Origin of the sequence: Rhodococcus sp. EPR-147 (assembly GCF_001647185.1) — a bacterium.
GTDB lineage: Bacteria > Actinomycetota > Actinomycetes > Mycobacteriales > Mycobacteriaceae > Rhodococcoides.
In genome coordinates, this window is sequence record NZ_LVCU01000395.1 from 1 (window position 1) to 23230 (window position 23230).

At 65.9% G+C, this 23230-nt stretch carries 24 protein-coding genes; 14 read left to right on the forward strand and 10 right to left on the reverse strand.

Annotated features, from left to right (window positions below; genetic code table 11):
- From A2J02_RS17620 to A2J02_RS17630, 3 genes are all read right to left on the reverse strand, one after another.
- Window positions 1-629 (reverse strand): amidohydrolase (locus tag A2J02_RS17620; RefSeq protein ID WP_156516271.1); only part of this gene is annotated, 629 nt, incomplete at its 3' end.
- Window positions 626-1789, reverse strand: a complete 1164-nt coding sequence (locus A2J02_RS17625; RefSeq protein ID WP_068051669.1) for a M20 family metallopeptidase — start codon at window positions 1787-1789, stop codon at window positions 626-628. The genes A2J02_RS17625 and A2J02_RS17620, both read right to left, overlap by 4 nt.
- A 93-nt stretch (window positions 1790-1882) precedes the next feature.
- Window positions 1883-2587, reverse strand: a complete 705-nt coding sequence (locus A2J02_RS17630; protein WP_068051643.1) for an enoyl-CoA hydratase/isomerase family protein — start codon at window positions 2585-2587, stop codon at window positions 1883-1885.
- On the opposite strand from A2J02_RS17630, the gene A2J02_RS17635 reads away from it, so the two are divergent.
- A complete protein-coding gene (locus tag A2J02_RS17635) occupies window positions 2586-3488 on the forward strand; it encodes a purine-nucleoside phosphorylase (protein ID WP_442971485.1) in 903 nt (300 codons plus the stop codon). The genes A2J02_RS17630 and A2J02_RS17635 overlap by 2 nt on opposite strands.
- Window positions 3485-5086, forward strand: a complete 1602-nt coding sequence (locus A2J02_RS17640; RefSeq protein WP_068051645.1) for a phospho-sugar mutase — start codon at window positions 3485-3487, stop codon at window positions 5084-5086. Before A2J02_RS17635 ends, A2J02_RS17640 begins: the two co-directional genes overlap by 4 nt.
- An 18-nt stretch (window positions 5087-5104) precedes the next feature.
- Here the strand turns inward: A2J02_RS17640 and A2J02_RS17645 are convergent, their stop codons facing one another.
- Together A2J02_RS17645 and upp are read right to left on the reverse strand one after the other, a co-directional pair.
- Window positions 5105-5953, reverse strand: coding sequence for a DUF2797 domain-containing protein (locus A2J02_RS17645; protein ID WP_231893807.1), 849 nt, complete (start codon window positions 5951-5953; stop codon window positions 5105-5107).
- Between the two features lie 80 nt (window positions 5954-6033).
- Window positions 6034-6657 (reverse strand): uracil phosphoribosyltransferase, encoded by a 624-nt coding sequence (upp, locus tag A2J02_RS17650; RefSeq protein WP_037188128.1) that lies wholly within the window; start codon window positions 6655-6657, stop codon window positions 6034-6036.
- A gap of 133 nt (window positions 6658-6790) precedes the next feature.
- Here upp and A2J02_RS17655 point away from each other — a divergent pair, with 133 nt between their 5' ends.
- Genes A2J02_RS17655 through A2J02_RS17675 form a run of 5 tightly spaced genes read left to right on the forward strand, consistent with a single transcriptional unit; the run spans window position 6791 to window position 10211 of the window.
- Window positions 6791-7123, forward strand: coding sequence for a type VII secretion target (locus A2J02_RS17655; RefSeq protein WP_156516272.1), 333 nt, complete (start codon window positions 6791-6793; stop codon window positions 7121-7123).
- A gap of 6 nt (window positions 7124-7129) precedes the next feature.
- Window positions 7130-8266 carry a C40 family peptidase gene (locus A2J02_RS17660; protein WP_068051647.1) on the forward strand — a complete coding sequence of 379 codons (1137 nt, stop codon included), beginning with the start codon at window positions 7130-7132 and terminating at the stop codon, window positions 8264-8266.
- The gene (locus tag A2J02_RS17665; protein WP_156516273.1) at window positions 8263-8616 is read left to right on the forward strand and encodes a hypothetical protein; all 354 of its coding nucleotides are present in this window, start codon (window positions 8263-8265) and stop codon (window positions 8614-8616) included. Before A2J02_RS17660 ends, A2J02_RS17665 begins: the two co-directional genes overlap by 4 nt.
- Window positions 8613-8927 (forward strand): YbaB/EbfC family nucleoid-associated protein, encoded by a 315-nt coding sequence (locus tag A2J02_RS17670; protein ID WP_068051651.1) that lies wholly within the window; start codon window positions 8613-8615, stop codon window positions 8925-8927. Before A2J02_RS17665 ends, A2J02_RS17670 begins: the two co-directional genes overlap by 4 nt.
- A gap of 15 nt (window positions 8928-8942) precedes the next feature.
- Window positions 8943-10211, forward strand: a complete 1269-nt coding sequence (locus A2J02_RS17675; RefSeq protein ID WP_068051653.1) for a primosomal protein — start codon at window positions 8943-8945, stop codon at window positions 10209-10211.
- Between the two features lie 21 nt (window positions 10212-10232).
- Here A2J02_RS17675 and A2J02_RS17680 read toward each other — a convergent pair whose 3' ends face one another.
- A complete protein-coding gene (locus tag A2J02_RS17680; protein WP_068051655.1) occupies window positions 10233-11357 on the reverse strand; it encodes an adenosine deaminase in 1125 nt (374 codons plus the stop codon).
- A 244-nt stretch (window positions 11358-11601) separates the two neighbouring features.
- Between A2J02_RS17680 and A2J02_RS17685 the strand changes: the two genes are divergently transcribed.
- Window positions 11602-13107 (forward strand): APC family permease, encoded by a 1506-nt coding sequence (locus A2J02_RS17685; protein ID WP_068051657.1) that lies wholly within the window; start codon window positions 11602-11604, stop codon window positions 13105-13107.
- A 17-nt stretch (window positions 13108-13124) separates the two neighbouring features.
- Window positions 13125-13979, forward strand: coding sequence for a universal stress protein (locus tag A2J02_RS17690; protein WP_068051659.1), 855 nt, complete (start codon window positions 13125-13127; stop codon window positions 13977-13979).
- Window positions 13980-14051: 72 nt separating this feature from the next.
- Here the strand turns inward: A2J02_RS17690 and A2J02_RS17695 are convergent, their stop codons facing one another.
- Window positions 14052-15473 carry an NAD(P)/FAD-dependent oxidoreductase gene (locus tag A2J02_RS17695; protein WP_068051661.1) on the reverse strand — a complete coding sequence of 474 codons (1422 nt, stop codon included), beginning with the start codon at window positions 15471-15473 and terminating at the stop codon, window positions 14052-14054.
- Window positions 15470-16981, reverse strand: coding sequence for a gamma-aminobutyraldehyde dehydrogenase (locus A2J02_RS17700; protein WP_068051663.1), 1512 nt, complete (start codon window positions 16979-16981; stop codon window positions 15470-15472). Before A2J02_RS17700 ends, A2J02_RS17695 begins: the two co-directional genes overlap by 4 nt.
- A gap of 142 nt (window positions 16982-17123) precedes the next feature.
- Between A2J02_RS17700 and A2J02_RS17705 the strand changes: the two genes are divergently transcribed.
- A complete protein-coding gene (locus A2J02_RS17705) occupies window positions 17124-17588 on the forward strand; it encodes an Lrp/AsnC family transcriptional regulator (RefSeq protein WP_032376836.1) in 465 nt (154 codons plus the stop codon).
- Window positions 17585-18952 carry an aspartate aminotransferase family protein gene (locus A2J02_RS17710; RefSeq protein ID WP_068051664.1) on the forward strand — a complete coding sequence of 456 codons (1368 nt, stop codon included), beginning with the start codon at window positions 17585-17587 and terminating at the stop codon, window positions 18950-18952. Before A2J02_RS17705 ends, A2J02_RS17710 begins: the two co-directional genes overlap by 4 nt.
- A gap of 25 nt (window positions 18953-18977) precedes the next feature.
- Here the strand turns inward: A2J02_RS17710 and A2J02_RS17715 are convergent, their stop codons facing one another.
- Both A2J02_RS17715 and A2J02_RS17720 read right to left on the reverse strand, forming a co-directional pair.
- Complete coding sequence (locus tag A2J02_RS17715; protein WP_068051666.1) at window positions 18978-20261, reverse strand: thymidine phosphorylase; 1284 nt, start codon at window positions 20259-20261, stop codon at window positions 18978-18980.
- On the reverse strand, window positions 20254-20667 hold the full coding sequence (locus tag A2J02_RS17720; protein WP_037188964.1) for a cytidine deaminase: 414 nt from the start codon (window positions 20665-20667) through the stop codon (window positions 20254-20256). Before A2J02_RS17720 ends, A2J02_RS17715 begins: the two co-directional genes overlap by 8 nt.
- A gap of 265 nt (window positions 20668-20932) precedes the next feature.
- Between A2J02_RS17720 and sdhC the strand changes: the two genes are divergently transcribed.
- The 3 genes from sdhC to sdhA all read left to right on the forward strand — a co-directional run.
- Window positions 20933-21343 carry a succinate dehydrogenase, cytochrome b556 subunit gene (gene sdhC / locus A2J02_RS17725; RefSeq protein ID WP_082898767.1) on the forward strand — a complete coding sequence of 137 codons (411 nt, stop codon included), beginning with the start codon at window positions 20933-20935 and terminating at the stop codon, window positions 21341-21343.
- Window positions 21343-21795: a succinate dehydrogenase hydrophobic membrane anchor subunit gene (locus tag A2J02_RS17730; RefSeq protein WP_032397462.1), complete on the forward strand. Its 453-nt coding sequence runs from the start codon at window positions 21343-21345 to the stop codon at window positions 21793-21795. Before sdhC ends, A2J02_RS17730 begins: the two co-directional genes overlap by 1 nt.
- A gap of 16 nt (window positions 21796-21811) precedes the next feature.
- The coding region (sdhA, locus tag A2J02_RS17735; protein ID WP_068051667.1) for a succinate dehydrogenase flavoprotein subunit at window positions 21812-23230 on the forward strand (1419 nt) is incomplete at its 3' end.

The window sequence follows — 23230 nt, forward strand, 5'->3', positions numbered from 1 at the left end:
TAGATCAGATCGGTGGTCAGGTGCGGCCGAGAGGTGTGTCCGCCGGGCGAATCCAGCCGCAGCTCGACGGTGTCGGCCGCAGAGGTTATCGCACCGAGGCGCACGCCGACCTGCCCCACCTCGAGCCGCGGATCACAGTGCAGCGCAAAGATCTTGGTGACACCGTCGAGCGCTCCCGCGGCCACCGCGTCGAGCGCACCGCCCGGCATGACCTCCTCGGCGGGCTGAAAGATCAGGCGCACCCCGTACTGCAGGTCCGGCAGTGACGCCAGCGCCAATCCGGTCGCGAGCAGCACCGTGGTGTGTGCGTCGTGCCCGCAGGCGTGCGACACCCCCGGCACGGTCGACGAGTACACCGCGCCGGTGTTCTCCTGCAGCGGCAGGGCGTCCATGTCCGCCCGCAACGCCACCCGCGGACCGTCGGGCCCGATGTCGCAGATCAACCCCGTTCCACCGGGGAGCGGCTTGGGCGACAGACCCGCCGCTTCGAGATGCTCCATCACGAACGCGGTGGTGCCGAATTCGCGTCGAGCAAGTTCCGGATTCGCGTGAATGTGCCGCCGCCACAGCGAGAGATCTGCCGTGTGCGCGTGAATCCACCGATCGATCGCGTCCTCGCGGGTACTCACGACTGCGCCGCCGAGCGAGCGGTCACGCCGTCGAGCAGACGGGCGCGAGTACCGGGATCGGCTGCGGCGCGCGCAGCAGTTCTGGCGAGACCGAGAGCTCCGTCGAGCAACGCTCGATCGGCCGACTCGGTGACACACGCGGCGGCGAACTCCGGCTGATGGGTCACCGCTCCTCCCGCATCGAGGCCGACGACGGGATGAATACCGGGTAGAACATTCGTCACGTTTCCCATGTCTGTGCTGCCCAACGGGCGAAATCCTTCCAAATCCGGAGCCAAGGGCGACCGGCCCAATGCTTCGATCTCCTGCCGAAAAGCCGCAGCCAGCCACGAATCCGGCGTCAACGCCGCATAGGTCGGCGACACCGTGCGGATCTCGTGAGTGCACCCGGTGGCGATTGCTCCCGCCTCGAAACACGCGTACGTCTTCGCCGTCAGAGCGTGCAGCGATTCGGTGGTGTTCGCGCGCAGGTAGTAGAGCAGCTCGGCATGGCCGGGCACGATGTTCGGTGCCACACCCCCGTCGCTGACGATGCCGTGGAGCTGCTGACCCGGCGACAGATGCTGGCGCAGGAGCCCGAGTGCCACCTGACTGATGGTCACCGCGTCGCCTGCGTTGATTCCCCACTCGGGAGCAGCCGACGCGTGCGCGGCACGGCCGGTGAACTTGACCGCGATGTCCGCCAGCGCCAGCGAGGTCGCACCCACGATGTCGAAGGGACCGGGATGGACCATCAACGCCGCGCCGACGTCGTCGAACACTCCGCGCTCGAGCATCAAGACCTTGCCGCCGCCGGTCTCCTCGGCCGGGGTACCGAGCACTCGCACGGTGATCCCGAGCGCGTCGGCGACCGGAGCGAGCGCAAGCGCAGCACCCACAGCCGAGGCCGCGATGATGTTGTGCCCGCACGCATGACCGATCTCGGGCAGGGCGTCGTACTCCGCACAGATTCCGATCACCAGATCGCCGCTGCCGAACGACGCGGTGAACGCGGTGTCGATGCCTGCGACGGCCGTCTCGATCTCGAAATCGTGGGCCCGGAGCGTGTCGAGGATCTTGGCGACGCTGCGATGTTCGGCGAACGCCAGCTCCGGTTCCGCGTGGATCGAGTGCGAGAGCGCAACCACTTCGTCGGTGGCGTCGGCCAGGGCGCGGTCCATCGCCTCACCCACGTCGGCACTGTTCGATTCGTCGATCACGAGAGACAGTGTGTCACTAGCGCGACCGACTGTCGGAACAGCTGTGCCGAGTGACTACTTCCCGAAGCTGAAGTTGCTGTCGTCGGTCGCAGTGTTCAGCGCGGCGAGCAGATCCACGTGCATGCGAGCCTTGATGCCGGCCAGGTTGGCACCCCGGGTGCTCGTCAGTGCGGCGGCCTTGGCGACCGCGTCGGACACCAGCGACTCCTCCGCCGCCGTCGCCTCGACGATTCCGGCAGCCACGGCGTCGGCACCGCCGTACCGGCGACCGGTCGTCATCGCCTCGACGGCGGTCTGCTTGGGCAGCCGGGAGTTGATCAGAGCAGACATTCCGACGGTGAACGGCATGTTCAGGTTCACCTCGGGCAGGCAGTAGAAGCCGCGATCGACGCGTTGGATGCGGAAGTCGTGGGAGGTGGCGAACATCGCGCCCGCGCCGAAGGCGTGGCCCTGAACAGCAGCGACGGTGGCCATCGGAAAAGCGAGCAACCGGGTGTAGAGAGTGTGCACGCGGTCGAGATACCAGGTGATCTTGTCCAGGTTGGCGAACAGCCAGTCGGTGTCGAGGCCGTTGCTGTAGAACTTGCCCGCCGACGTGGTGACCAGCGCCGCCGGACCGGTCGAGGCCTCGACCTCGTCGAGCAACGCATGGGTGGCGTCGATCCAGTCCGGATGGAACCGATTCTCGGGATTGTCCGCCCCGTTCTGGGCACCGAGGAACAGGATGTGGACGTCACCGTCGCGTTCGAGATAAGGCATGCAGCGGATACTACCCAACAGTAACTTCCGCCGGTCGCACATCCGTGGCGTCGATCTCCTACTGTTGTTCATCGTGGCAACCACCGACGCACATGCGACCGACCCCGTGACCGATCCCGAGGGTGCCGCGCGCACCGCCGCCGACGCACTCGCCGCAGCAACCGGAGTCGACACCCACACCGTGGCCGTCGTTCTCGGTTCCGGATGGCAGGCGGCAGCCGACGTCTTCGGCTCCCCCACCGCGACCGTGCGCATGGCCGACCTGCCCGGGTTCGCGCCACCGTCGGCGTCGGGCCACTCCGGCACCATCACCTCGGTGGACGTCGGCGGCACCCACACACTGCTGCTGCAGGGACGCACGCATGCCTACGAGGGGCACGACCTGCGACGCGTCGTGCATCCGGTGCGGACCGCGATCGCGGCAGGTGCCACGACCGTCGTGCTGACCAACGCTGCAGGCGGTATCCGAGACGGCATGAGCGTCGGGCAGCCCGTACTGATCTCGGACCACCTCAATCTGACGGCTCGTTCGCCCCTCGTCGGGGCGGAGTTCGTCGATCTGGTCGACGCGTACTCCCCCGAACTTCGGGCCCTTGCGGCCGACATCGATCCGTCGCTCGAGGACGGCGTCTATGCCGGCCTTCCCGGTCCGCACTACGAGACGCCCGCCGAGATCAGAATGCTGCGCACACTCGGTGCGGACCTCGTAGGGATGTCGACCGTGCACGAGACGATCGCCGCGCGAGCGAAAGGCGCACGCGTCCTGGGCATCTCGCTGGTGACCAATCTCGCGGCCGGAATGACCGGTGAGCACCTGAATCACACCGAAGTACTCGCTGCAGGCAAGGAGTCCGCTGTCCGCATGGGATCGCTGTTGCACGAGTTGGTCTCCCGCCTGTGACCGAGAATCTCACCGAGCGAGTACAACGATGGATCGCAGGCGATCCCGACCCCGCTGCTCGCGAAGAACTCGACGGCCTGCCCGATGCCGAACTCGCCGACAGGTTCAGCGGACCGCTGACGTTCGGTACCGCAGGTCTTCGTGGCCCGGTGCGCGCGGGACCGAACGGGATGAACGTGGCGGTGGTGACGAAAACCTCGGCCGGCATCGCAGCCTGGTTGGTCGAGAACGGTCTGGGTGGGTCCACCGTCGTGGTCGGTCGCGACGCCAGGAACGGCTCCGAACAGTTCGCCTTCGCGGCCGCCGAAACCTTCTCCGCTCGAGGCTTTTCGGTGGTGATGCTGCCTCGGCCGCTCCCGACCCCCGTCGTCGCCTTCGCGGTGCGGGCACTCGATGCCGAGCTCGGCGTGCAGATCACCGCGTCGCACAATCCCGCTGCGGACAACGGGTACAAGGTGTATCTCCGCGGCGGCTCGCAACTGATCCCGCCGAGCGACGCCCAGATCGAAGCGCTCATCGAGGCCACTCCCGACGCGATCGAGATTCCGCGCGCGATAGTCCAGCCCGGCGGCTCCGACATCGCTTCTCGGTATCTCGATTCCGTTGTCGCACTGCCACGTTCGAGGGGTCGCGACATCCGCATCGCATTGACTCCCCTGCACGGTGTCGGCGGTGAACTTGCGACGGCAGCACTGCGGGGCGCGGGGTTCCGCGACATCCGGGTGGTCGAGGAGCAGTTCGAGCCCGATCCAGCGTTTCCGACCGTCACGTTTCCCAACCCCGAGGAGCCAGGAGCGGCCGACGCCGTGCTCGCGCTGGCGGCGGACATCGACGCCGATATCGCGATCGCCCTCGACCCCGACGCCGATCGCTGTGCGGTCGGGGTGCCGACGGACAGCGGGTGGCGCATGCTGACCGGCGACGAGACCGGGGCTCTGCTCGCGAACCATCTCCTCGCCGATGCGCCCGCCGACTCGCTGGTGGCCAACACGATCGTCTCGTCGCAACTGCTCTCGGCGCTCGCTCCGGCGCGCGGCGCTCGCTATGCCCGCACCCTGACCGGATTCAAATGGCTCGTCCGCGCGGGCGAAGGCCTGGTGTACGCCTACGAGGAGGCCATCGGGCACTGCGTGGATCCGAACGTGGTGCGCGACAAGGACGGTATCTCGGCCGCGGTGGTGCTCGCAGATCTGGCCGCCGGCCTGAAGCAGGATCGTCGCACCCTGCTCGACGTACTCGACGACCTCGCCGTCGAGTTCGGGGTTCACCTGGGCGCGCAGGTCTCGCGGCGGGTCGCGGACCTCGCCGACATCGGGAACATGATGCACCGGTTGCGCAGCGCACCGCCGACGGAACTGTCCGGCCGGACGGTCACCGTTCTGGACTACGCCCAGCGCGACGACGAATTACGCACCGACGCAGTCGAGATCAGCGGATCAGGGCTGCGGGTGATCGTGCGGCCGTCCGGCACCGAACCCAAGCTCAAGGCCTACCTCGAAGTGATCGAGCACGTCGACGCCCCCGAGGACCTACCGAGAGCGCGGGCGGCAGCAGCCGAGATCCTGGCCGAACTGACCGACTTCGCCCAGCACCTCTAGGCGTCGACGACCCGAACGTCAGAACAGCGCCGACTGCACCGCAGGCAGATCGGACGTGAAGGCCCCGAGTTCGATTCGCCGACCCTTCAACGGCGCAAGATCCACGACGTAGGTCTCGTCGTCGACGGTCGCGATCACCGCCTGCCCGACGCATGTCCTGATCTCGAGTCCGTGGGAACCGGTTGCGACATCCGCGGGGTAGGCGACGCGGCTGACGTTCTCGCTCAATGCCTCCCGGCCTGCGGGCGGGACCCATGGTTCGTCGATCGGGGTGCATCCGGCGACGCCGGCCTCGGTCAGCATCTCGCGGACCTGCTGGGCCCGGACGGCGACGGCGGCCTCGAGCCTGTCCACGTCGATCGGCAGACACAGCGACGCGGCTTTCGCCGCGGACCGCACGGCCTGCCGTAGCCCCATCGATTCGGTCACGAGGTCCTCGGCCACCCGGACGGCCTTGCCGTCGTCGGCATGGGCGACGTACTGCGCGCAGATGGCACCCTGCTCGGCGAGCCGACCCCATTTGCGCGTGTCCGCCGCCGTCCCGATCTTGAAGGTGCCGTTGGCGAACGCCGCAAGGTACAGCCAATGCGGTTGCATCACATGTTTTTCCAGATCACGCGAGACGAATCCGCTGCGATGCACAGTGTGCACGAATCGAAAGCTGTCCTTGTCGGCGCACGTCGCGCACTGTCCCGACGCGACGGCCCGCTCCCGACCGGGGCACGGCACGTAGCGCGGCGGGCCGTCGGCCCGAAATGCCATGCGCCCGGTGCAGTACCGATCGGTCGAAGCACCCGGCGCACGGAAACCGAGCCTGCGGCCGACCAGTTCGTGGAACTCGATCTGCTCGGTGTCGACATCGAGCACCCGCAATCTCGGTCGCGGTGTAGGTGACGCCTCCGATGGCCAGGAGACGCCGAGAACCAATCGACCTGCGACAGAGGGAGTCAGCGCGGACCGAACTGACGATCGCCCGCGTCACCGAGGCCGGGAACGATGAAGGCGTTGTCGTTGAGGCCGTCGTCGATGCTCGCTGCCACCAGTCGCACCGGCAGTCCCGAGGCTTCGAGCGCGGCAACTCCTTCGGGAGCGGCCACGACGCAGATGGCGGTGACGTCCGCCGCACCGCGGCCGACGAGCAGTTCGATCGTGTGGACCATGGATCCGCCGGTGGCGAGCATCGGGTCCAGCACGTAGACGGGCGTCTGCGACAGGTCGTCCGGCAGGGATTCCATGTACGGGACGGGCTGATGGGTTTCCTCGTCACGGGCCATTCCGACGAAACCGACGCGGGACTGCGGGATGAGGCTACTGGCCTTCTCGACCATGCCGAGGCCTGCGCGCAGAACCGGGACCAGCAACGGCGGTCGCGCCAGCCTGGTGCCCTCGGTGACCGCGACGGGCGTGCGTACCTCGAAGGTGTCGATCGCAGCGTCGCGAGTGGCCTCGTAGACCAGCATGTGAGTGAGCTGACGCAGAGCCGACCGGAACGTGGCATTGTCGCTGCGCTCGTCCCGCATCGTGGTGAGCAGGGCTGCGGCCAGTGGGTGATCGACCACGTGTGTTTCCATGCCGACAAGGATAGGACCTGGGCGGCAGGACGCGAACGGCAACTCGGGGGAACCGAATGGCACGTAGCCGCGTCGAACCAATTGGGCGTCGCACTCGGCGACCGTGAATCGATCGCATTCTGAGGGGGCACTGATGGCCGAGCTCGTCGTCGAAACCGAGGGGGTCCTCGCGTACGGTGCGGTGGCGTCGACCATGGCCGAGCAGATCGCCGCGGCAAGTGCTGCCGCCGCCGCGTGCGGCCCCGCGGTGCTGGCTCCGGTCTTCGGTCTGATCGGACAGGAGTTTCTCGGTGCGGTCACCGGCACCCATCTGGCGCACACCGACGCCGTCGTGCGCCTCGCGAGCACGGTGGCGAGCATCGGTTCCTCGGCCACCGCATCCGCGGTGTCGTACGCCCTCACCGATGCCGGAACCGGCGCAACCGTTGCGGCCTCGGCCGCCGGTATCGCACAGGACGAGCGGTAAGCGCCGATGATCGATCTGCTGGCCCGTCCCATCGTCGATCTGCTCGGAGCCTTCGGCAACGGGGCGCTCCCCACCGGCGGTCCGGCCGACGTACTGCGCGTGTCCTCGGCAGCGATCGAGGCGGCCCAGGGAATCGGCAGGGTCGCGATCACCGAGCTCGCGGCGAACTGGAACGGTGACGCCGCCGACGCGGCCATTCGGTACGCCGAGAACGCTCATACGAGCGCACTTGCCCTCGCCGACCACGCCGACGACATCGCTGCCGTGGTCGACCAGGCCTGCCGCGACACCAATCGAGGCTTTCTCGAACTGCAGTCGATCGTGCACTCGTTCGTGGGAATCGCACTGTCGGCCGGACCGATCATCGCCACCCCGCCGGGGCAGACCATGCTGATCACGGCGGCCATCGAACACCTCGAACGAGCGCTCGTGGTCGTGGCGCGCGTGCGGGGCGAGTTGGCCGTCCACACCGCGAAAGTCGGCGATCTGGCCGCTCCCCCGACAGTTCCCGGCCCCGTCGGCGGCGGACCGACATCGTCCCCCGGCTCACCCTCGAATCTCATGACCTCGCCCCCGACATCACAGGTGATCGAAGCAGGCGAGAAGCTGGCGAAGACGTTCGCGCAGTCCGTCTCCTCCCCCGCCGCCGGAGCCGAGTCACCGAGCAGCGGTGTCGGTGGCGGCGGTGCCCATAACTACCTGGGCAATCCGGGCACCGATCCCTACCGAACCCCAGACAGCACCGGCCGGGGAGTCGAGATCCGGCTACCGGACGGCAGTACCGTCACCGCACCCAACGCCGAAGCCGCAGGTGCCGTCCGTAGCGCACTGACCCAACAGGGCGTGCCCTACGCGTGGGGCGGCACCACGCCGGGCAGCGGACTCGACTGCAGCGGATTGACCCAGTGGGCGTATGCACAGCAGGGCGTCGAGATCCCGCGTCTGGCACAGGAACAGGACATCGGCTCCGCCGTGGCACCGGGTGAGGTGATGCCCGGTGACCTCGCCGTCTGGGACGGACACGTGGCCATGGTGATCGGCAACGGTCAGCTCGTCGAGGCAGGCGACCCGGTGCAGGTGGGGCCGATCAGAACGACCAACAGCGGTATGGGCTTCAAGGGCTTCTACCGTCCGACCGAATGAAGGGCCGGCCAGTGACGGACTCGGACATCACCGTCGTCAGTGCCGTATCGGGAACACGATCGGGCTCGGTGACGGTGCGCGCCACCGAACACGGACTGCCGATCGGGATCGCGATCGACGAACGCGAACTGCGCTACAGCGGAGGCGCTTTGGCGTCGACGATTCTCGAGCACTGTGTACGGGCGAGTGCGGCCGCACGAGCTCAGCGGCGCACCCTCCTCGCCGAGGACGGCGTTCCCACCGAGGTTCTCAATCGTCTCGGTCTGCCCACCCGTGCCCGAGTCGCCGCCGAAGCGAACGAGCATCTCGCAGGGGACTCCGCACCCACGAGTTGGTTGAAGCAGGTATGACCCACGCCCACACCACCGAACTCGACGCTCTGGTCGGCAGTGCCCAGCACCGGCTGGACGCACTTCGCGAAACGCACGAGCGACTGGACCGCATCAGAATTCGACTCACCTCGCCGGACGGTCTGGTGTTTGTCGTCGTCGACGGGTCCGGCGCCCTGGTCGAGCTCGAACTCGCCGAGAACCTCGGATCGGTTGCCGCTCATGCACTCGCGTCGACGATCACCGCCGTCGCTGCCGACGCAGCACGTGCCGCGCTCGACCAGCGCGAGGTGATCCTGCAAAGTCTGCAGGGTTCGTTCACAGACTCCTGAGATAGGCTTCGCGCCATGGCTGGAGACATCATCCCGATCGAACTCGGTCTCACCGCCGGTGACTTCTCGACACTGTGGGCACCGGAGTGGCGAGAAGGCGACGACGAGTGGGAGGCATTCCTCGGACACGAGGAAGACCTGTACGGATTCTCGACCGTCGCAGAGCTCGCGGCATTCGTCAGGTCCGACGACGACAACGACCTCGTCGACCATCCGTCGTGGAAGGTGGTCTCCGCACTCGCCGCACACGAACTCGAGCCCGACGATCTGCACCGCTTCGATCTGGTCGCCCTGCCGGAGTTGGTGGCCTCCGATCCCGAAGCCGACGTTCTCGCCGAACTGCAGGCCACCTTCGACATCGTCTCCTCCATCGGCGACGTCTGCGAACTGCGACCGGTCACAAGCTTTTTCGGATCCAACCCTTTCGTCGGGGCAGTCGGCGGAGGCGTCGAGAACTTCCTCGGTCGCGAGGGCGGTGAACTGTGGGACCGCATCGGTGCAGCGGTCGCCAAGCACTGGGACGACGTGCTCGACGCGGTCGACTCCATCGTCACCTCCCCCGATGTCGACTCCGCTGCCGTTGCCGTCGCCGAAGCCGAGATCACCGCAGCTGCCGAGAACGCCGTCGACGCCGATGACGTCACGGACGACATCGACTCCGATTCGGACGACGACGACGAAGACGACGACTCCGCCGAGGTGGATCGCGATCCGATCGCCGCAGCCGCGGCCGAAGATACCTTCTGGACCACCGTCGGCATCGACCCGATTCGCATCATCACCTCGGACGACACGCTCTACACCCTGCGGTGCTACCTCGGCGACAAGCCGGTGTTCCTCGGTCGCGGCGGTGCCATCAGCGTCTTCGGTTCCGAGCGTTCGTTGGCCCGCTACCTGGCCGATGATCACGATCACGATCTGGCACAGGTCAGCACCTACTCCGATGTTCAGACCGCCGCCATCGACGGCTCCCTCGACATCGAGATCACCGACGACAACGTGTACGTCCTGCCCGGCCTGGCCGACGATCTCGCCGAAGGGCCCACCGCGGTGGACGTCGACCAGTTGGATCTGGCCGTCGAATTGTTCACCGACGCCGCAGATTTCGCCGGTGATGATTCCGTCGACGAAGCACTCGCCACGTCCACGCCACTGGGTTGGTACGTCTCGTACGCCCTCGAGCCCAGTCCCGACCGGCTCGCGCCGAGCGCACCGTTCGACGTCGAGGCCGAAGCGTGGCGCGCCCTCGAGCGCGAGTTCGAGAGCCGACTGCGCAAGAAGTAGCCGGCCCCCGGGGCTGCTCGATCAGCCGATCAGCACCGCGTAACCCGGCTTGATGACGTCGTCGATCAGCGCCAGCCGCTCGTCGAACGGCAGGAACGCCGACTTCATCGCGTTGATGGTGAATCGCTCGAGATCGCTCCAGCCGTAGCCGAAGGTCTCGACGAGCTTGACCATCTCTCGACTCATCGACGTATCGCTCATCAAGCGGTTGTCGGTGTTGACGGTGACCCGGAATCGCAATCGGGCAAGCAGATCGAACGGGTGGGTCGCCAACGACTCGACAGCACCGGTTTGGACGTTCGAGCTCGGGCACAGTTCCAGGGGCATCCGTGTGTCGCGGACGTAGGCGGCGAGCAGGCCGAGCTCGGGTGTGCCGTCGGCGTCGGTGGTGATGTCGTCGGTGATCCGAACCCCGTGACCGAGCCTGTCGGTGCCGCAGAACGCCACTGCTTCCTGGATCGACGGCAGACCGAACGCCTCTCCAGCGTGAATGGTGAAGTGCGCGTTGCTCGCTCGCATGTATTCGAAGGCGTCGAGGTGGCGACTGGGAGGGAAGCCCGCTTCGGCACCGGCGATGTCGAAGCCCACGACGCCGCGGTCACGGAACCGGACCGTCAGTTCGGCGATTTCCCGCGAACGCGCCGCGTGCCGCATCGCGGTGAGCAAGGTGCCGATCGTGATGTTCTTGCCGCGCACCTTGGCCGCGGAGATCCCTGCCTCGAAGCCGGCGAGCGTATGGGTGACGACCTCGTCGAGAGTCAGTCCGCGCTCGAGGTGCTGTTCCGGCGCGAAGCGAACCTCGGCGTACACGGCGCCGTCGTCGGCCAGATCCTCGGCGCATTCGCGCGCCACCCGGAACAGTCCTTCGGGAGTCTGCATCACGGCAACGGTGTGCGCGAACGTCTCGAGGTACCGCACGAGCGAGCCGCTGTCCGCCGCGTCGCGGAACCACTCGCCCAATGCCGCGCCGTCGGTGGCGGGAAGATCGCCGTAGCCGCATTCGTCGGCCAGTTCCAACACGGTCTGCGGGCGGAGTCCGCCGTCGAGGTGATCGTGCAGCAACGCCTTGGGAGCTGTCCTGATCGACGCGAGATCGAGTGGCGCACTGCCACCGATCGAGGACTGAGTGTTCTCCGCGGTGCTCATGTGACGACGGTAGCGTGCGGCTCGCACGCACGCGCGTCTGTCATCACCACTCGGCGAGTCCGCGGATTCCCCCGAACTTCGCCGCTTCTGCGACCTATTTCGTTGCATTGTTTCTCCAATGAAAACAATTCCGTCGATACACAGCGGATCTGCGACGGAAATCGTAGTGTTCAGCACACACGCGCGGCCGATTCTGTCGGGTCCCCTCCGACGTCCTCGGTCGTCTCGAACCTCGGAGAGATCTATGTCCACTGTGGAACCGCCGAACACCCTTCCGGGTAAAGGACTCAACACCGGCGCTCTCGGGCTGGTCGGCAACATCGTCATCGGCTTGTCGGCGGTGGCCCCGGCCTACAGCCTCGCCGCGACCCTCGGTTACGTGGTTCTGGCCGTCGGCGACAAAGCGCCCTCGATGTTCCTCATCGCCTTCGTTCCGATGCTGCTCACCGCCTTCGCCTACCGCGAACTCGGGCGTGACACACCGGACTGCGGCACGTCGTTCACCTGGGGTACCAAGGCATTCGGGCCCTGGGTCGGTTGGATGGCCGGGTGGGGGCTGGCCGTCTCGGCGATCATCGTGCTGGCCAACGTCGCCGAGATCGCTGCCATCTATCTGTTCGAGTTCCTGGGACTGTCCGGGTTGGCGGAGTCGACCGCAGCCAAGGTCGCCCTCGGTTCGTTCTTCATCGTCTCGATGACCTATGTCAGCTTTCGCGGCATCCTCATCAGCGAACGCATGCAGAACGTGTTGCTGGTCGTGCAGTTCGGGGTGCTCATCGGAGTGTCGGTGACTGCTCTGGTCAAGGTGGGTACCGGGACCGCGGGACCGCAAGCCATCACGCCCCAGTGGAGCTGGTTGGTTCCCACCGGAGTGACGATGTCCGACGCGGCCCAGGCCATCATCCTGTGCATCTTCATCTATTGGGGATGGGACGCCTGCCTTGCCGTCGGCGAGGAAACGAAGGATTCGGAGAAGACTCCGGGACGCGCCGCGGTGATCACCACGCTCATTCTCGTGGCCACCTACGTGCTCGTCGGATACGCCGTGCAGTCGTTCGCCGGGTTCGGCGACACCGGCATCGGCCTGAACAACCCGGACAACGTCGACGATGTGCTCACCATTCTCGGCGATCCGGTCGCGGGTTCGATCGTCGCGTCGCTGCTACTGCTGACCGTCTCCATCTCGGCACTGTCCTCCACGCAGACGACCATCCTGCCCACGGCCCGCGGAACATTGTCGATGGCCGTGTACGAAGCGATCCCCAAGCGGTTCGCCAGCGTGCACCCGAAGTACATGACGCCCGGCTTCGGCACGCTCGTGATGGGTGCCGCGGCGCTGATGTTCTATCTGGTGCTCACTTTCGTCAGCGCCAACGCGCTGCAGGATTCGGTGGCATCACTCGGGCTCGCGGTCGCGTTCTACTACGGCATCACCGCGTACGCGTGCGCCTGGTATTTCCGTCGCACGCTCTTCTCGTCCGTCCGAAACCTGTTCATGCGCGGCATCTTTCCGCTCCTCGGCGGGCTGTCGATGACGTGGGCGTTCGTGCAGAGCGCGGTCGACATGATCAAGCCCGACTACGGTTACACCGTCTACGGTCCGATCGGCGGTGTGTTCGTCCTCGGCGTCGGCATGCTGGTACTCGGAATTCCGCTCATGCTGCTGTGCTTCGTGGGCAACAAGGACTTCTTCCAGGGCAAGACACTCACCGCGTCCACCGAAGTCAAGGTTCCGGACACTTACCAGTAGAGAAGGACACCCCATTCATGAAGATCACCGTCGGCTATCTCGCCACTCCCAGCGGCGACGACGGCGTAGCCCTGGCCACCGCCCTCGCCCGCGCCCTCGACGCGTCCATCGACATCGTGCTGGTCATGGCCGTGGACGAACCGGTCATGGAAGGCAGTGGACCGTATCGAAAAGTTCTCGCGGCCAAGGCCGAGGGCTGGGTGGCCGACGCGGCCGCCCAGGTGCCGTCGGGCATCGAGGTGACAACGCACGTGCTCTCGCACGAGTCCTTCGCCCGTGCCCTGATCGACTTCGCGGTGCAGACCGATGCGGACATGATCGTCGTCGGCGGAGCCGGCGACGGCTTGCTGAATCGGCATTCCGTCGGTTCGGTTGCCGGCCAGCTCCTGCACGCCTCCGAAGTTCCGCTGGCACTCGCACCTCGGGGCTACCGGCTCTCGAACGCACCGATCACCGACCTCACCGTCGCAGTACCGACCCGAGCGTCCGCCCCGAATCCGTTGCCGTTCGCGATCACCATTGCCAGTGCGGCGCACGTGCCGGTGCGCTTGGTCTCGCTGGTCTCGCTCGAGCCGACCGGGGCCCCGAGTGACGAGACCTCGCTGGATACGCGGCGACGACAGGTCGCTGCCGCGCAGGACAATCTCGACCACGCGGTGCGCACGCTCCCCGATATCGACGGCCTGGAGTCGATCGTCGCCGACGGATCGACGCTGGCCGAGGCGATGGGCAACCTCGATTGGAAGCCGGGCGATGTGCTGTTCCTCGGCTCGAGTCGATTGGCCACTCCCAAGCGGGTGTTCCTCGGTTCGAGTGCGGCGAAGATTCTGCGTGCCGCCCCGGTGCCGGTGATCGTCGTTCCGCACGAGTAGAGCGGCTTCGCCGCACGTGAGCAGAAGCTCGTAGCAGAGGTCGAGTTTCCGTGCACGTGCGGCGCAGCCGCTCTAACTGTCGAAGCCCAGACCCAGCGCGTCCATGCCCTTGAGCCACAGTCCTCGTTTACCGCCGTTGCGATCGGCTCGGGCGAATGCCGCGCGGGTGATGTTGATCCCGATCGACTTGAGGGGCTCGGGTGGGAACGGCAACGGCATGCTGCGCACCATCTTCAGGCGTGTTCGTTCGGTGTCCTTGCCGTCGAGCAGATCGAGGGCGGTGCGGGCACCGAAGTGCGACGCGCCGACGCCCAGGCCGGTGAACCCGGCGATCGAGGCCACCCGTCCGTTCATGCCGAGATCCCAGAAGGCGCTGAACCGCGAGCACGTGTCGATCGATCCGCCCCAGGCGTGGGTGGCGCGGATTCCCTCGAGGCTCGGGAACATCTGCAGCAGGTGTTCGGCGAGCAAAGCGAACTCTTCGGGATGTTGGGTTCGGCGTGGGTCGGTGTCGCCACCGTAGAAGTAGTGCGCATCCCACCCGCCGAACAGGATGCGGTTGTCGGCCGTCAACCGAAAGTAGTGGAATCGGTTGCCGGAGTCGGCCAATCCTTCGCGGCCGGACCAGCCGATGTCTGCGAGCTGCGCCGACGTCAGTGGTTCGGTCATGATCACGTAGTCCCACACCGGGACGATCCAGTGACGGAGTTTGCGACGCAACGATTTCGATGCCGAGGTGGCCAGCAGCACCTTGCCTGCCTCGATGGTGCCGTAGCCCGTCTTGACTCGAATACCTGTGCCGGACTTGCCGATCGACAGCGCCCGAGTGTTCTCGTGAATGCGAACGCCGAGCGACTCGGCCGCGTCGGCCAGGCCCCAGGCGAGTTTGGCGGGGTCGATCATCGCGACATCGGGGTCGAACAGTGCACCGCGCGCCATCGGTGAGGTGATCCTGGACTGCACGGCAGCGGCGTCGAGGTATTCCATCGGCTGCGCCAGTCGCCTCCCCTCGTCGCCGAGCTCCCGCAGGTCGTCCACCTGCCAGTCGAAATTGGCGATGTCGAGCTCGCCGGTGCGTTCGATGTCGGCGTCGATCCCGTACCTGTCCGCAGTCGCGCAGATCGCGTCGAGCGTCTCGGTGCCCATCCGCAGCAGTTCCGGTAGTTCGTCGGCGTAGCGGTCGAGTCCGTTGCCCAGTCCGTGCGTCAGGCTGGCCGCACAGAAGCCGCCGTTGCGTCCCGTTGCGCCCTCGGCGATGCGGTCGCCTTCGAGCAGCACGATCGATCGGTTCGGGTTCTCCTCTGCCGCATGCAGAGCCGCCCACAGTCCGGTGAATCCGCCGCCGACGATCACCAGATCCGCTGCAGTCGAACCGGTGTGCCGAGTCCGTGGTGCCGGGCGTTCGGGACGATCGAGCCAGTAGGACTCCGGTGCCGCGCCGGCCACCATGGTCACGCCGCGGTCGGTGGGGGTGGTTGCCCACGGTGCGTTCATCGGGCATCTCCCTGCGTTGCAGCGTCGACGGACGCGAAGACCGTTCGGTGCCAAGGCTTTCGGGCCACACCGGTGATGTCGGTCATGACGTGCTTGACGGTGAGGTACTCGTCGAGCGAGTAACTGGACATGTCCTTGCCGAAACCCGAGGCCCCAAATCCACCGTGTGGCATCTCGCTGATGATCGGGATGTGGTCGTTGATCCATACACAGCCGGCGGCGATCTCCCGCGTCGCTCGGCCCGCGCGGTACAGGTCGCGGGTCCACGCCGAGGCGGCGAGTCCGAACTCGGTGTCGTTGGCGCGTCGGATCGCGTCGTCGTCCCCGTGATGCGTGGACACCGTGAGCACCGGACCGAACACCTCGTCGCGATAGATCTCGTCCTGCTCACCGACATCGGCGATCAGGGTGGGCGGGTAGAACGCGCCTCGCCCCTCGGGGACACGGCCTCCGGTCACCACCCTGGCACCCGCGTCGCGGGCCCGGTCCACCATCGCAGCCACCCGATCTCTGTGCGCGACGGAGATCAACGATCCCATGTCGGTTGCCGGATCCCTCGGGTCTCCCACGACGACGCGCCCCATCAACTCGGCGACTCCGGCGACGAAGTCCTCGTACAGGGATTCGGCGACTATGGCGCGGGTGGCCGCCGTGCAGTCCTGGCCGCCGTTGATCAACGATCCCGCGACGGCACCGTGAATGGCTGCGTCGAGGTCGGCGTCGTCGAACACCACCAGCGGTGCCTTGCCGCCGAGCTCGAGCTGCACCCGCGTGCCGTGCGCGGCGGCTTGCGCCATCACGCGCCTGCCGACGGGAGTGGAGCCGGTGAACGTCATCAGGTCCAGTCCGGCATGGGAGGACAGCGCGACTCCGGCGTCCACTCCGGTTCCGGTGACGACGTTGAACACCCCGTCGGGCACGCCTGCCTCGGTAGCCAAGCGCGCCAGCCGCAGGGTGGTCAGCGGCGTGAGTTCACTGGGCTTGAGCACGATGGAACACCCGGCCGCCAACGCCGGTATCGCTTTCCACACCGCCATCTGCAGCGGATAGTTCCACGGAGTGATCGACCCGACCACTCCGACGGCGTCCCGGCGGATGGCGGAGGTGTGCTCACCCGAGTACTCCGCAGCAGCCTTGCCGTCCAGGTGCCGCGCCGCTCCGGCGAAGAACTCGATGTTGTCGATGCTGCCCGGAACGTCGAATTCGGTTGCCAGCCTTGTCGATTTGCCGGTCTGCGCCACTTCCTCGGACACGAAGTTCTCCGTGTCGGCCGTAACGAGACGCGCCAGTTCCATCAACACGGCGCTGCGGTGCGCGGGGGTGGCGGTGGCGGTGGACCATGACGGAAAAGCCGATCGAGCATGCGCGAGAGCCGAATCGACGTCCCCGGCAGTGGCCAAACCGACGTCGGCAACGACAGCTCCGGTCGCGGGATCGTCGACCTCGTACCGATCACCGCCACCGTCGACCGCGCGTCCGTCGATCCAACAACCAGGAATGTTCGCCATGCCTGCAGAGTACCGTCGAACCCACTGATTCTCTCTGTTTCGAGCCTTTCGACAACTGATTCTGTCGTTTGAATCGAAAATTGACACGCTTTTCATCGTGGACGGGTTGTGTTCACGGCCACGACAGTGACAAGATCGAGCCATGCCCGAGCAACCGCCCATCGCACTCGACGACGTCTCCAAGGCGATCATCGAGCAACTCCAAGAGGACGGGCGTCGCTCGTACGCCGCCATCGGCAAAGCCGTCGGACTCTCGGAAGCGGCTGTCCGTCAACGAGTTCAGCGCCTGACGGACTCCGGCGTCATGCAGATCGTCGCGGTGACCGATCCGGTGCAGGTCGGATTCAAGCGGCAGGCCATGATCGGCATCAAGTGCACCGGCGACAGTTACGCCCTGTCCGAGGAACTGTCGGCGATCGATGCGATCGACTACGTCGTCCTCACCGCAGGGTCGTTCGACGTCGTCGTGGAAGTGGTGTGCGAGGACGACGAACAACTCCTGCAGATCCTGAACAAGCAGATCAGAAGTCTCGACGGCGTCACCAGCACCGAAACCCTGGTCTATCTCAAACTCGTCAAGCAGCAATACAATTGGGGAACACGATGACACGAACGACAGCCGAACTCGATGCTTCCGCAGCCAAGCACCTGTGGGGCCACTTCACCCGCCACGGCGCAGGGGTCACTCCCCCGATCATCACCCGCGGGGAAGGCTCGACCATCTGGGATTCCAACGGAAAGAGCTACATCGACGGTCTGTCGGGGCTGTTCGTGGTCCAGGTGGGACACGGCCGTGAAGAACTGGCCGAGGCCGCAGCCAAGCAGGCCAAAGAACTGGCGTTCTTCCCATTGTGGTCGTACGTCACCGAACCGGCCATCGAACTTGCCGAACGGCTCGCCGGTTACGCCCCCGGCGACCTGAACCGGGTCTTCTTCACCACCGGTGGCGGCGAGGCCGTCGAGAGCGCATGGAAGTTGGCCAAGCAGTACTTCAAGAAAGTCGGCAAGCCCGGTAAGCACAAGGTGATCTCGCGAGCGATCGCCTACCACGGCACCCCGCAGGGTGCGCTGGCCATCACCGGAATCCCCGCGCTCAAGGAACCGTTCGAGCCGCTGACGCCGGGCGCGTTTCGAGTGCCGAACACCAACATCTACCGCGCCCCCGCTCCCCTGGACACAGATCCGAAAGCATTCGGAATCTGGGCCGCGGACCGGATTGCCGAGGCAATCGAATTCGAGGGCCCCGATTCGGTGGCCGCGGTGTTCCTCGAGCCGGTTCAGAATGCCGGGGGTTGCTTTCCTCCCCCGCCCGGATACTTCGAGCGCGTCCGTGAAATCTGCGACCGCTACGACGTACTCCTGGTTTCGGACGAGGTGATCTGTGCGTTCGGCCGGATCGGATCGATGTTCGCGTGCAACGACTTCGGCTACGTACCGGACATCATCACCTGCGCCAAGGGATTGACCTCGGGCTACTCCCCCATCGGCGCAATGATCGCCTCCGACAAGCTCTTCGAGCCGTTCGACGACGGCACGTCGAGCTTCGCACACGGATACACCTTCGGCGGCCACCCCGTCTCCGCCGCCGTTGCCATGGCCAACCTCGACATCTTCGAGCGCGAGGGCATCAACGCGCACGTCGCAGACAACGCCCCGGCGTTCCGTGCCACGCTCGAGAAACTGCACGACCTGCCGATCGTCGGCGACGTCCGCGGCGAGGGATTCTTCTACGGCATCGAGTTGGTCAAGGACAAGGCCACGAAGGAAACGTTCAGCGATGCCGAAGCAGAGCGCATCCTTCGCGGATTCCTGTCCACCGCGCTGTTCGACGCCGGGCTGTACTGCCGCGCCGACGACCGCGGCGACCCGGTGGTACAGCTGGCACCACCGCTGATCTGCGGCCAGAAGGAGTTCGACGAGATGGAGCAGATCCTGCGCAGCGTGCTGACGGAGGCAGGCAACCTGATCTGACCGGGCTCGCTACTGCCCGAGCTCCTCACCGACCGATGCGGTCGATCACCAGGGGCCTCGGCTGCGAGGCCGTGGCCCCTATCTCCCAACTGGATTCGAGTGCCTGCTGCGCATACTCGAAGCGCTCGGGGGTGTCGGTGTACAGCGTCGCCAGTCGATCCCCAGCACGTACCCGATCGCCGGGCTTGGCGTGCAGCCGCACACCGGCAGCGCTCTGCACCGGCTCACCCTGTCGCTCGCGGCCCGCGCCCAGTCGCCAGGCCGCGAGCCCGACGCCCATTGCGTCCAACCCGGTGACGACGCCGTCGGCGGTGGCGGTGAAGTCCTGGCTCTCCCGGGCGACAGGTAGTGCGGCATCGGGATCGCCGCCCTGCGCGGCGATCATCGTTCGCCACCGATCCATGGCCGAACCGTCGGCGAGCTTGTCGGCCGGATCGATGCCCTCGATCCCGGCCGCGGTGAGCATCGTGCGCGCCAGCGTGATCGTCAGCTCGACGATGTCGGCCGGGCCACCTCCGGCGAGAACCTCGACCGACTCCTCCACCTCGAGCGCGTTGCCCGCGGTGAGCCCGAGCGGGGTGTCCATCGCCGTCAGCACCGCCAGAGTCCGCACGCCCGCATCGGTTCCGAGCTCGACCATCGCTGTGGCCAGTTCACGTGCGTCGTCGACGTTCTTCATGAACGCACCGGCACCGACCTTGACATCCAACACGAGCGCCCCGGTGCCCTCCGCGATCTTCTTGCTCATGATCGAGCTGGCGATCAGCGGGATCGATTCGACCGTTCCCGTCACGTCGCGCAGTGCGTAGAGCTTCTTGTCGGCCGGAGCCAGATCGGCACCGGCAGCGCACACGACAGCACCGATCGCCGGATCGGCCAGGATGCGATGCATCTCCTCACCGCTCAGATCCGCTCGCCAGCCGGGGATGGACTCGAGCTTGTCGAGCGTTCCGCCGGTGTGTCCGAGTCCTCGACCCGACAGCTGCGGCACTGCCGCACCGCAGGCGGCGACGAGCGGAGCCAGCGGCAGCGTGATCTTGTCTCCGACACCACCGGTCGAGTGCTTGTCGACGGTGGGCAGCGGCAGTGCCGAGAAGTCCATTCGGGTACCCGACGCGATCATCGCGTTCGTCCACGTACCGAGCTCGCGACGCGACAATCCACGCCACAGAACAGCCATCGCGAGAGCCGACATCTGTTCCGGCGCGACGGATCCGCGGGTGAACTCCGCAATCACCCATTCGATCTGTTCGTCGTCGAGAACGCGCCCGTCTCGCTTGGCGCTGATGATGGATACGGCGTCAGGCATGGTTGTTCACGCGTCCTTCGTCGAGGTTGTCGGGGCCGAAAGCATTCGGGAGCAACTCTGCCAGTCGAGCCGGTCCCGAGACGGTGTCGACGAGCAGATCCGGGCCGCCGAACTCGTACAGCAGCTGTCGGCATCGCCCGCACGGCATCAGAATTTCACGCCTGGAATCGCAGCAGGAAAAGGCGACGAGTCTGCCGCCGCCGGTCGAGTGCAGGTTGGACACCAACCCGCACTCCGCGCAGAGCCCCAAACCGTATGAGACATTTTCCACATTGCACCCGGTGACTATCCGATTGTCGTCCACCAGAGCCGCCGCACCGACCGGAAAGTTCGAGTATGGGGCGTAGGCACGGCCCATTGCCTCATGAGCATTGTCGCGCAACGTCTTCCAGTCGATTTCGTTCATGGTGAACCATCCAATCACGGTGTCTGAATTGATGCAGAGATCCGGTCCGATGAGCATTCATCAATTGGGAAGGCAAACCTAACACCGCATTTCGGCACCGTACGAACCTCGAGTCGAATTAGTTCCGTGTTTCGAATGGGTTTACAGTTTCCAGTAAGCGGCTAGTACAACCAGCACTAGGGCCGAATCGCGACAAATCGAGCCAGGCAAGACCGGCCACCGGGGCTCGATGCGTCCACCAACGACGTTGGAGGCATTGCACTCGATGAGTAGCACGACGGAAGTCGCTCCGGTCAAGGAGCGCAAGCGGTCTCTGTACCGCGGGGACCCGGGCATGTGGTCCTGGGTTCTGCACCGCATCACAGGCGTTCTGGTCTTTTTCTTTCTGTTCGTCCACGTTCTCGACACGGCGATGGTTCGGGTCAACCCCGAGACGTACGACGCCATCATCGAGACCTACAAGACCCCGCTCGTCGGCCTGATGGAAATCGGCCTCGTCGCGGCAGTGCTGTACCACGCGTTGAACGGCATCCGCGTGATGCTGATCGACTTCTGGTCCAAGGGACCGCAGTACCAAAAGCCGATGCTGTGGGCGATCGCAGTCATCTGGCTCGTCGTCATGATCCCCGGCGCGGGACGAATCTTCTACAACATGTTCACGGCGGGTGGTCACTGATGTCGACGCAGGGTCCCGAGGCCAAGGTCCTCGGCACGAACTACGACCGTCCCGCCAGCTTGGCCAACCCGCGTTCGCCGCGGCGGCAGAGCAAGGGCAACTTCGAGCTCTACGCATGGCTGTTCATGCGCTTCTCCGGCCTGGCACTCGTCGTGCTCGTCCTGGGCCACATGTTCATCATGCTGATGCTCGACGACGGTGTGCACCGCATCAACTTCGCTTTCGTCGCCGGTCGTTGGGCCAGCCCGTTCTGGCAGTTCTGGGACCTGACGATGCTGTGGCTGGCGCAGCTGCACGGCGGCAACGGCCTGCGCACGATCATCGCGGACTACTCCCGCAAGGATTCGACGCGATTCTGGCTGACCACGCTGCTGGTGCTGTCGATGATCCTCATCATGGGCGTCGGCACGTACGTCATCTTCACGTTCGATCCCAACATCACGGCGAGCTAAGGACACTGACGCTTACATGCAGGAACATCGTTACGACGTACTGATCGTCGGCGCAGGCGGTGCCGGTATGCGTGCTGCGATCGAGGCCGGACCCCGTGCTCGCACAGCCGTACTGACCAAGCTCTACCCCACGCGCTCGCACACCGGCGCAGCCCAGGGTGGCATGTGTGCCGCCCTGGCCAATGTCGAGGAAGACAACTGGGAGTGGCACACGTTCGACACCGTCAAGGGCGGCGACTACCTCGCCGACCAGGACGCGGTGGAGATCATGGCCAAGGAAGCCATCGACGCGGTTCTCGACCTCGAGAAGATGGGCCTTCCCTTCAACCGGACACCCGAGGGCAAGATCGATCAGCGGCGCTTCGGTGGCCACACCCGCGATCACGGCAAAGCTCCCGTGCGTCGTGCGTGCTACGCGGCCGACCGCACCGGCCACATGATCCTGCAGACGCTCTACCAGAACTGCGTCAAGCACGACGTCGAGTTCTACAACGAGTTCTACGCACTGGATCTGTGTCTGACCGAGACCGACGACGGTCCCGTCGCGACCGGAATCATCGCCTACGAGCTGTCCACCGGTGAGCTGCATATCTTCCATGCGAAGTCGATCATCTTCGCCAGCGGAGGCTCGGGCCGGATCTACAAGACCACCTCCAATGCCCACACCCTCACCGGTGACGGCATGAGCATCGTCTTCCGCAAGGGCCTTCCCTTGGAGGACATGGAATTCCACCAGTTCCACCCGACAGGTCTCGCAGGCCTGGGCATCCTCATCTCCGAGGCCGTGCGCGGTGAGGGCGGAATCCTGCGCAACGAGTCGGGTGAACGCTTCATGGAGCGCTACGCACCGACCATCAAGGACCTCGCGCCCCGCGACATCGTCGCGCGCTCGATGGTGCTCGAGGTGCTCGAAGGACGCGGTGGCGGCCCGAACAAGGACTACGTCTACATCGACGTCACGCATATCCCCGAGGAAGTTCTGGACGAGAAGCTCCCGGACATCATGGAGTTCTCTCGCACGTACCTCGGTGTCGACCCCGTCAAGGAGCCGGTGCCCGTCTACCCGACGTGCCACTACGTCATGGGCGGCATCCCCACGAAGATCCGCGGCGAGGTTCTGCGCAACAACGAGGACATCGTCCCCGGCCTCTACGCGGCCGGCGAATGTGCCTGCGTCTCCGTGCACGGAGCCAACCGTCTCGGCACCAACTCGCTGCTCGACATCAACGTCTTCGGACGTCGTGCCGGCATCGCGGCGGCCGAGTACGCGAACTCGGTCGACTTCACCCCGCTCCCCGAGGAGCCGGCGAAGATGGTGCAGGACTGGCTGGAGCTGATCCTCTCCGACCACGGACACGAGCGCGCAGCCGACATCCGTACCGAGATGCAGCAGTCGATGGACAACAACGCCTCGGTGTTCCGCACCGAAGAGCGT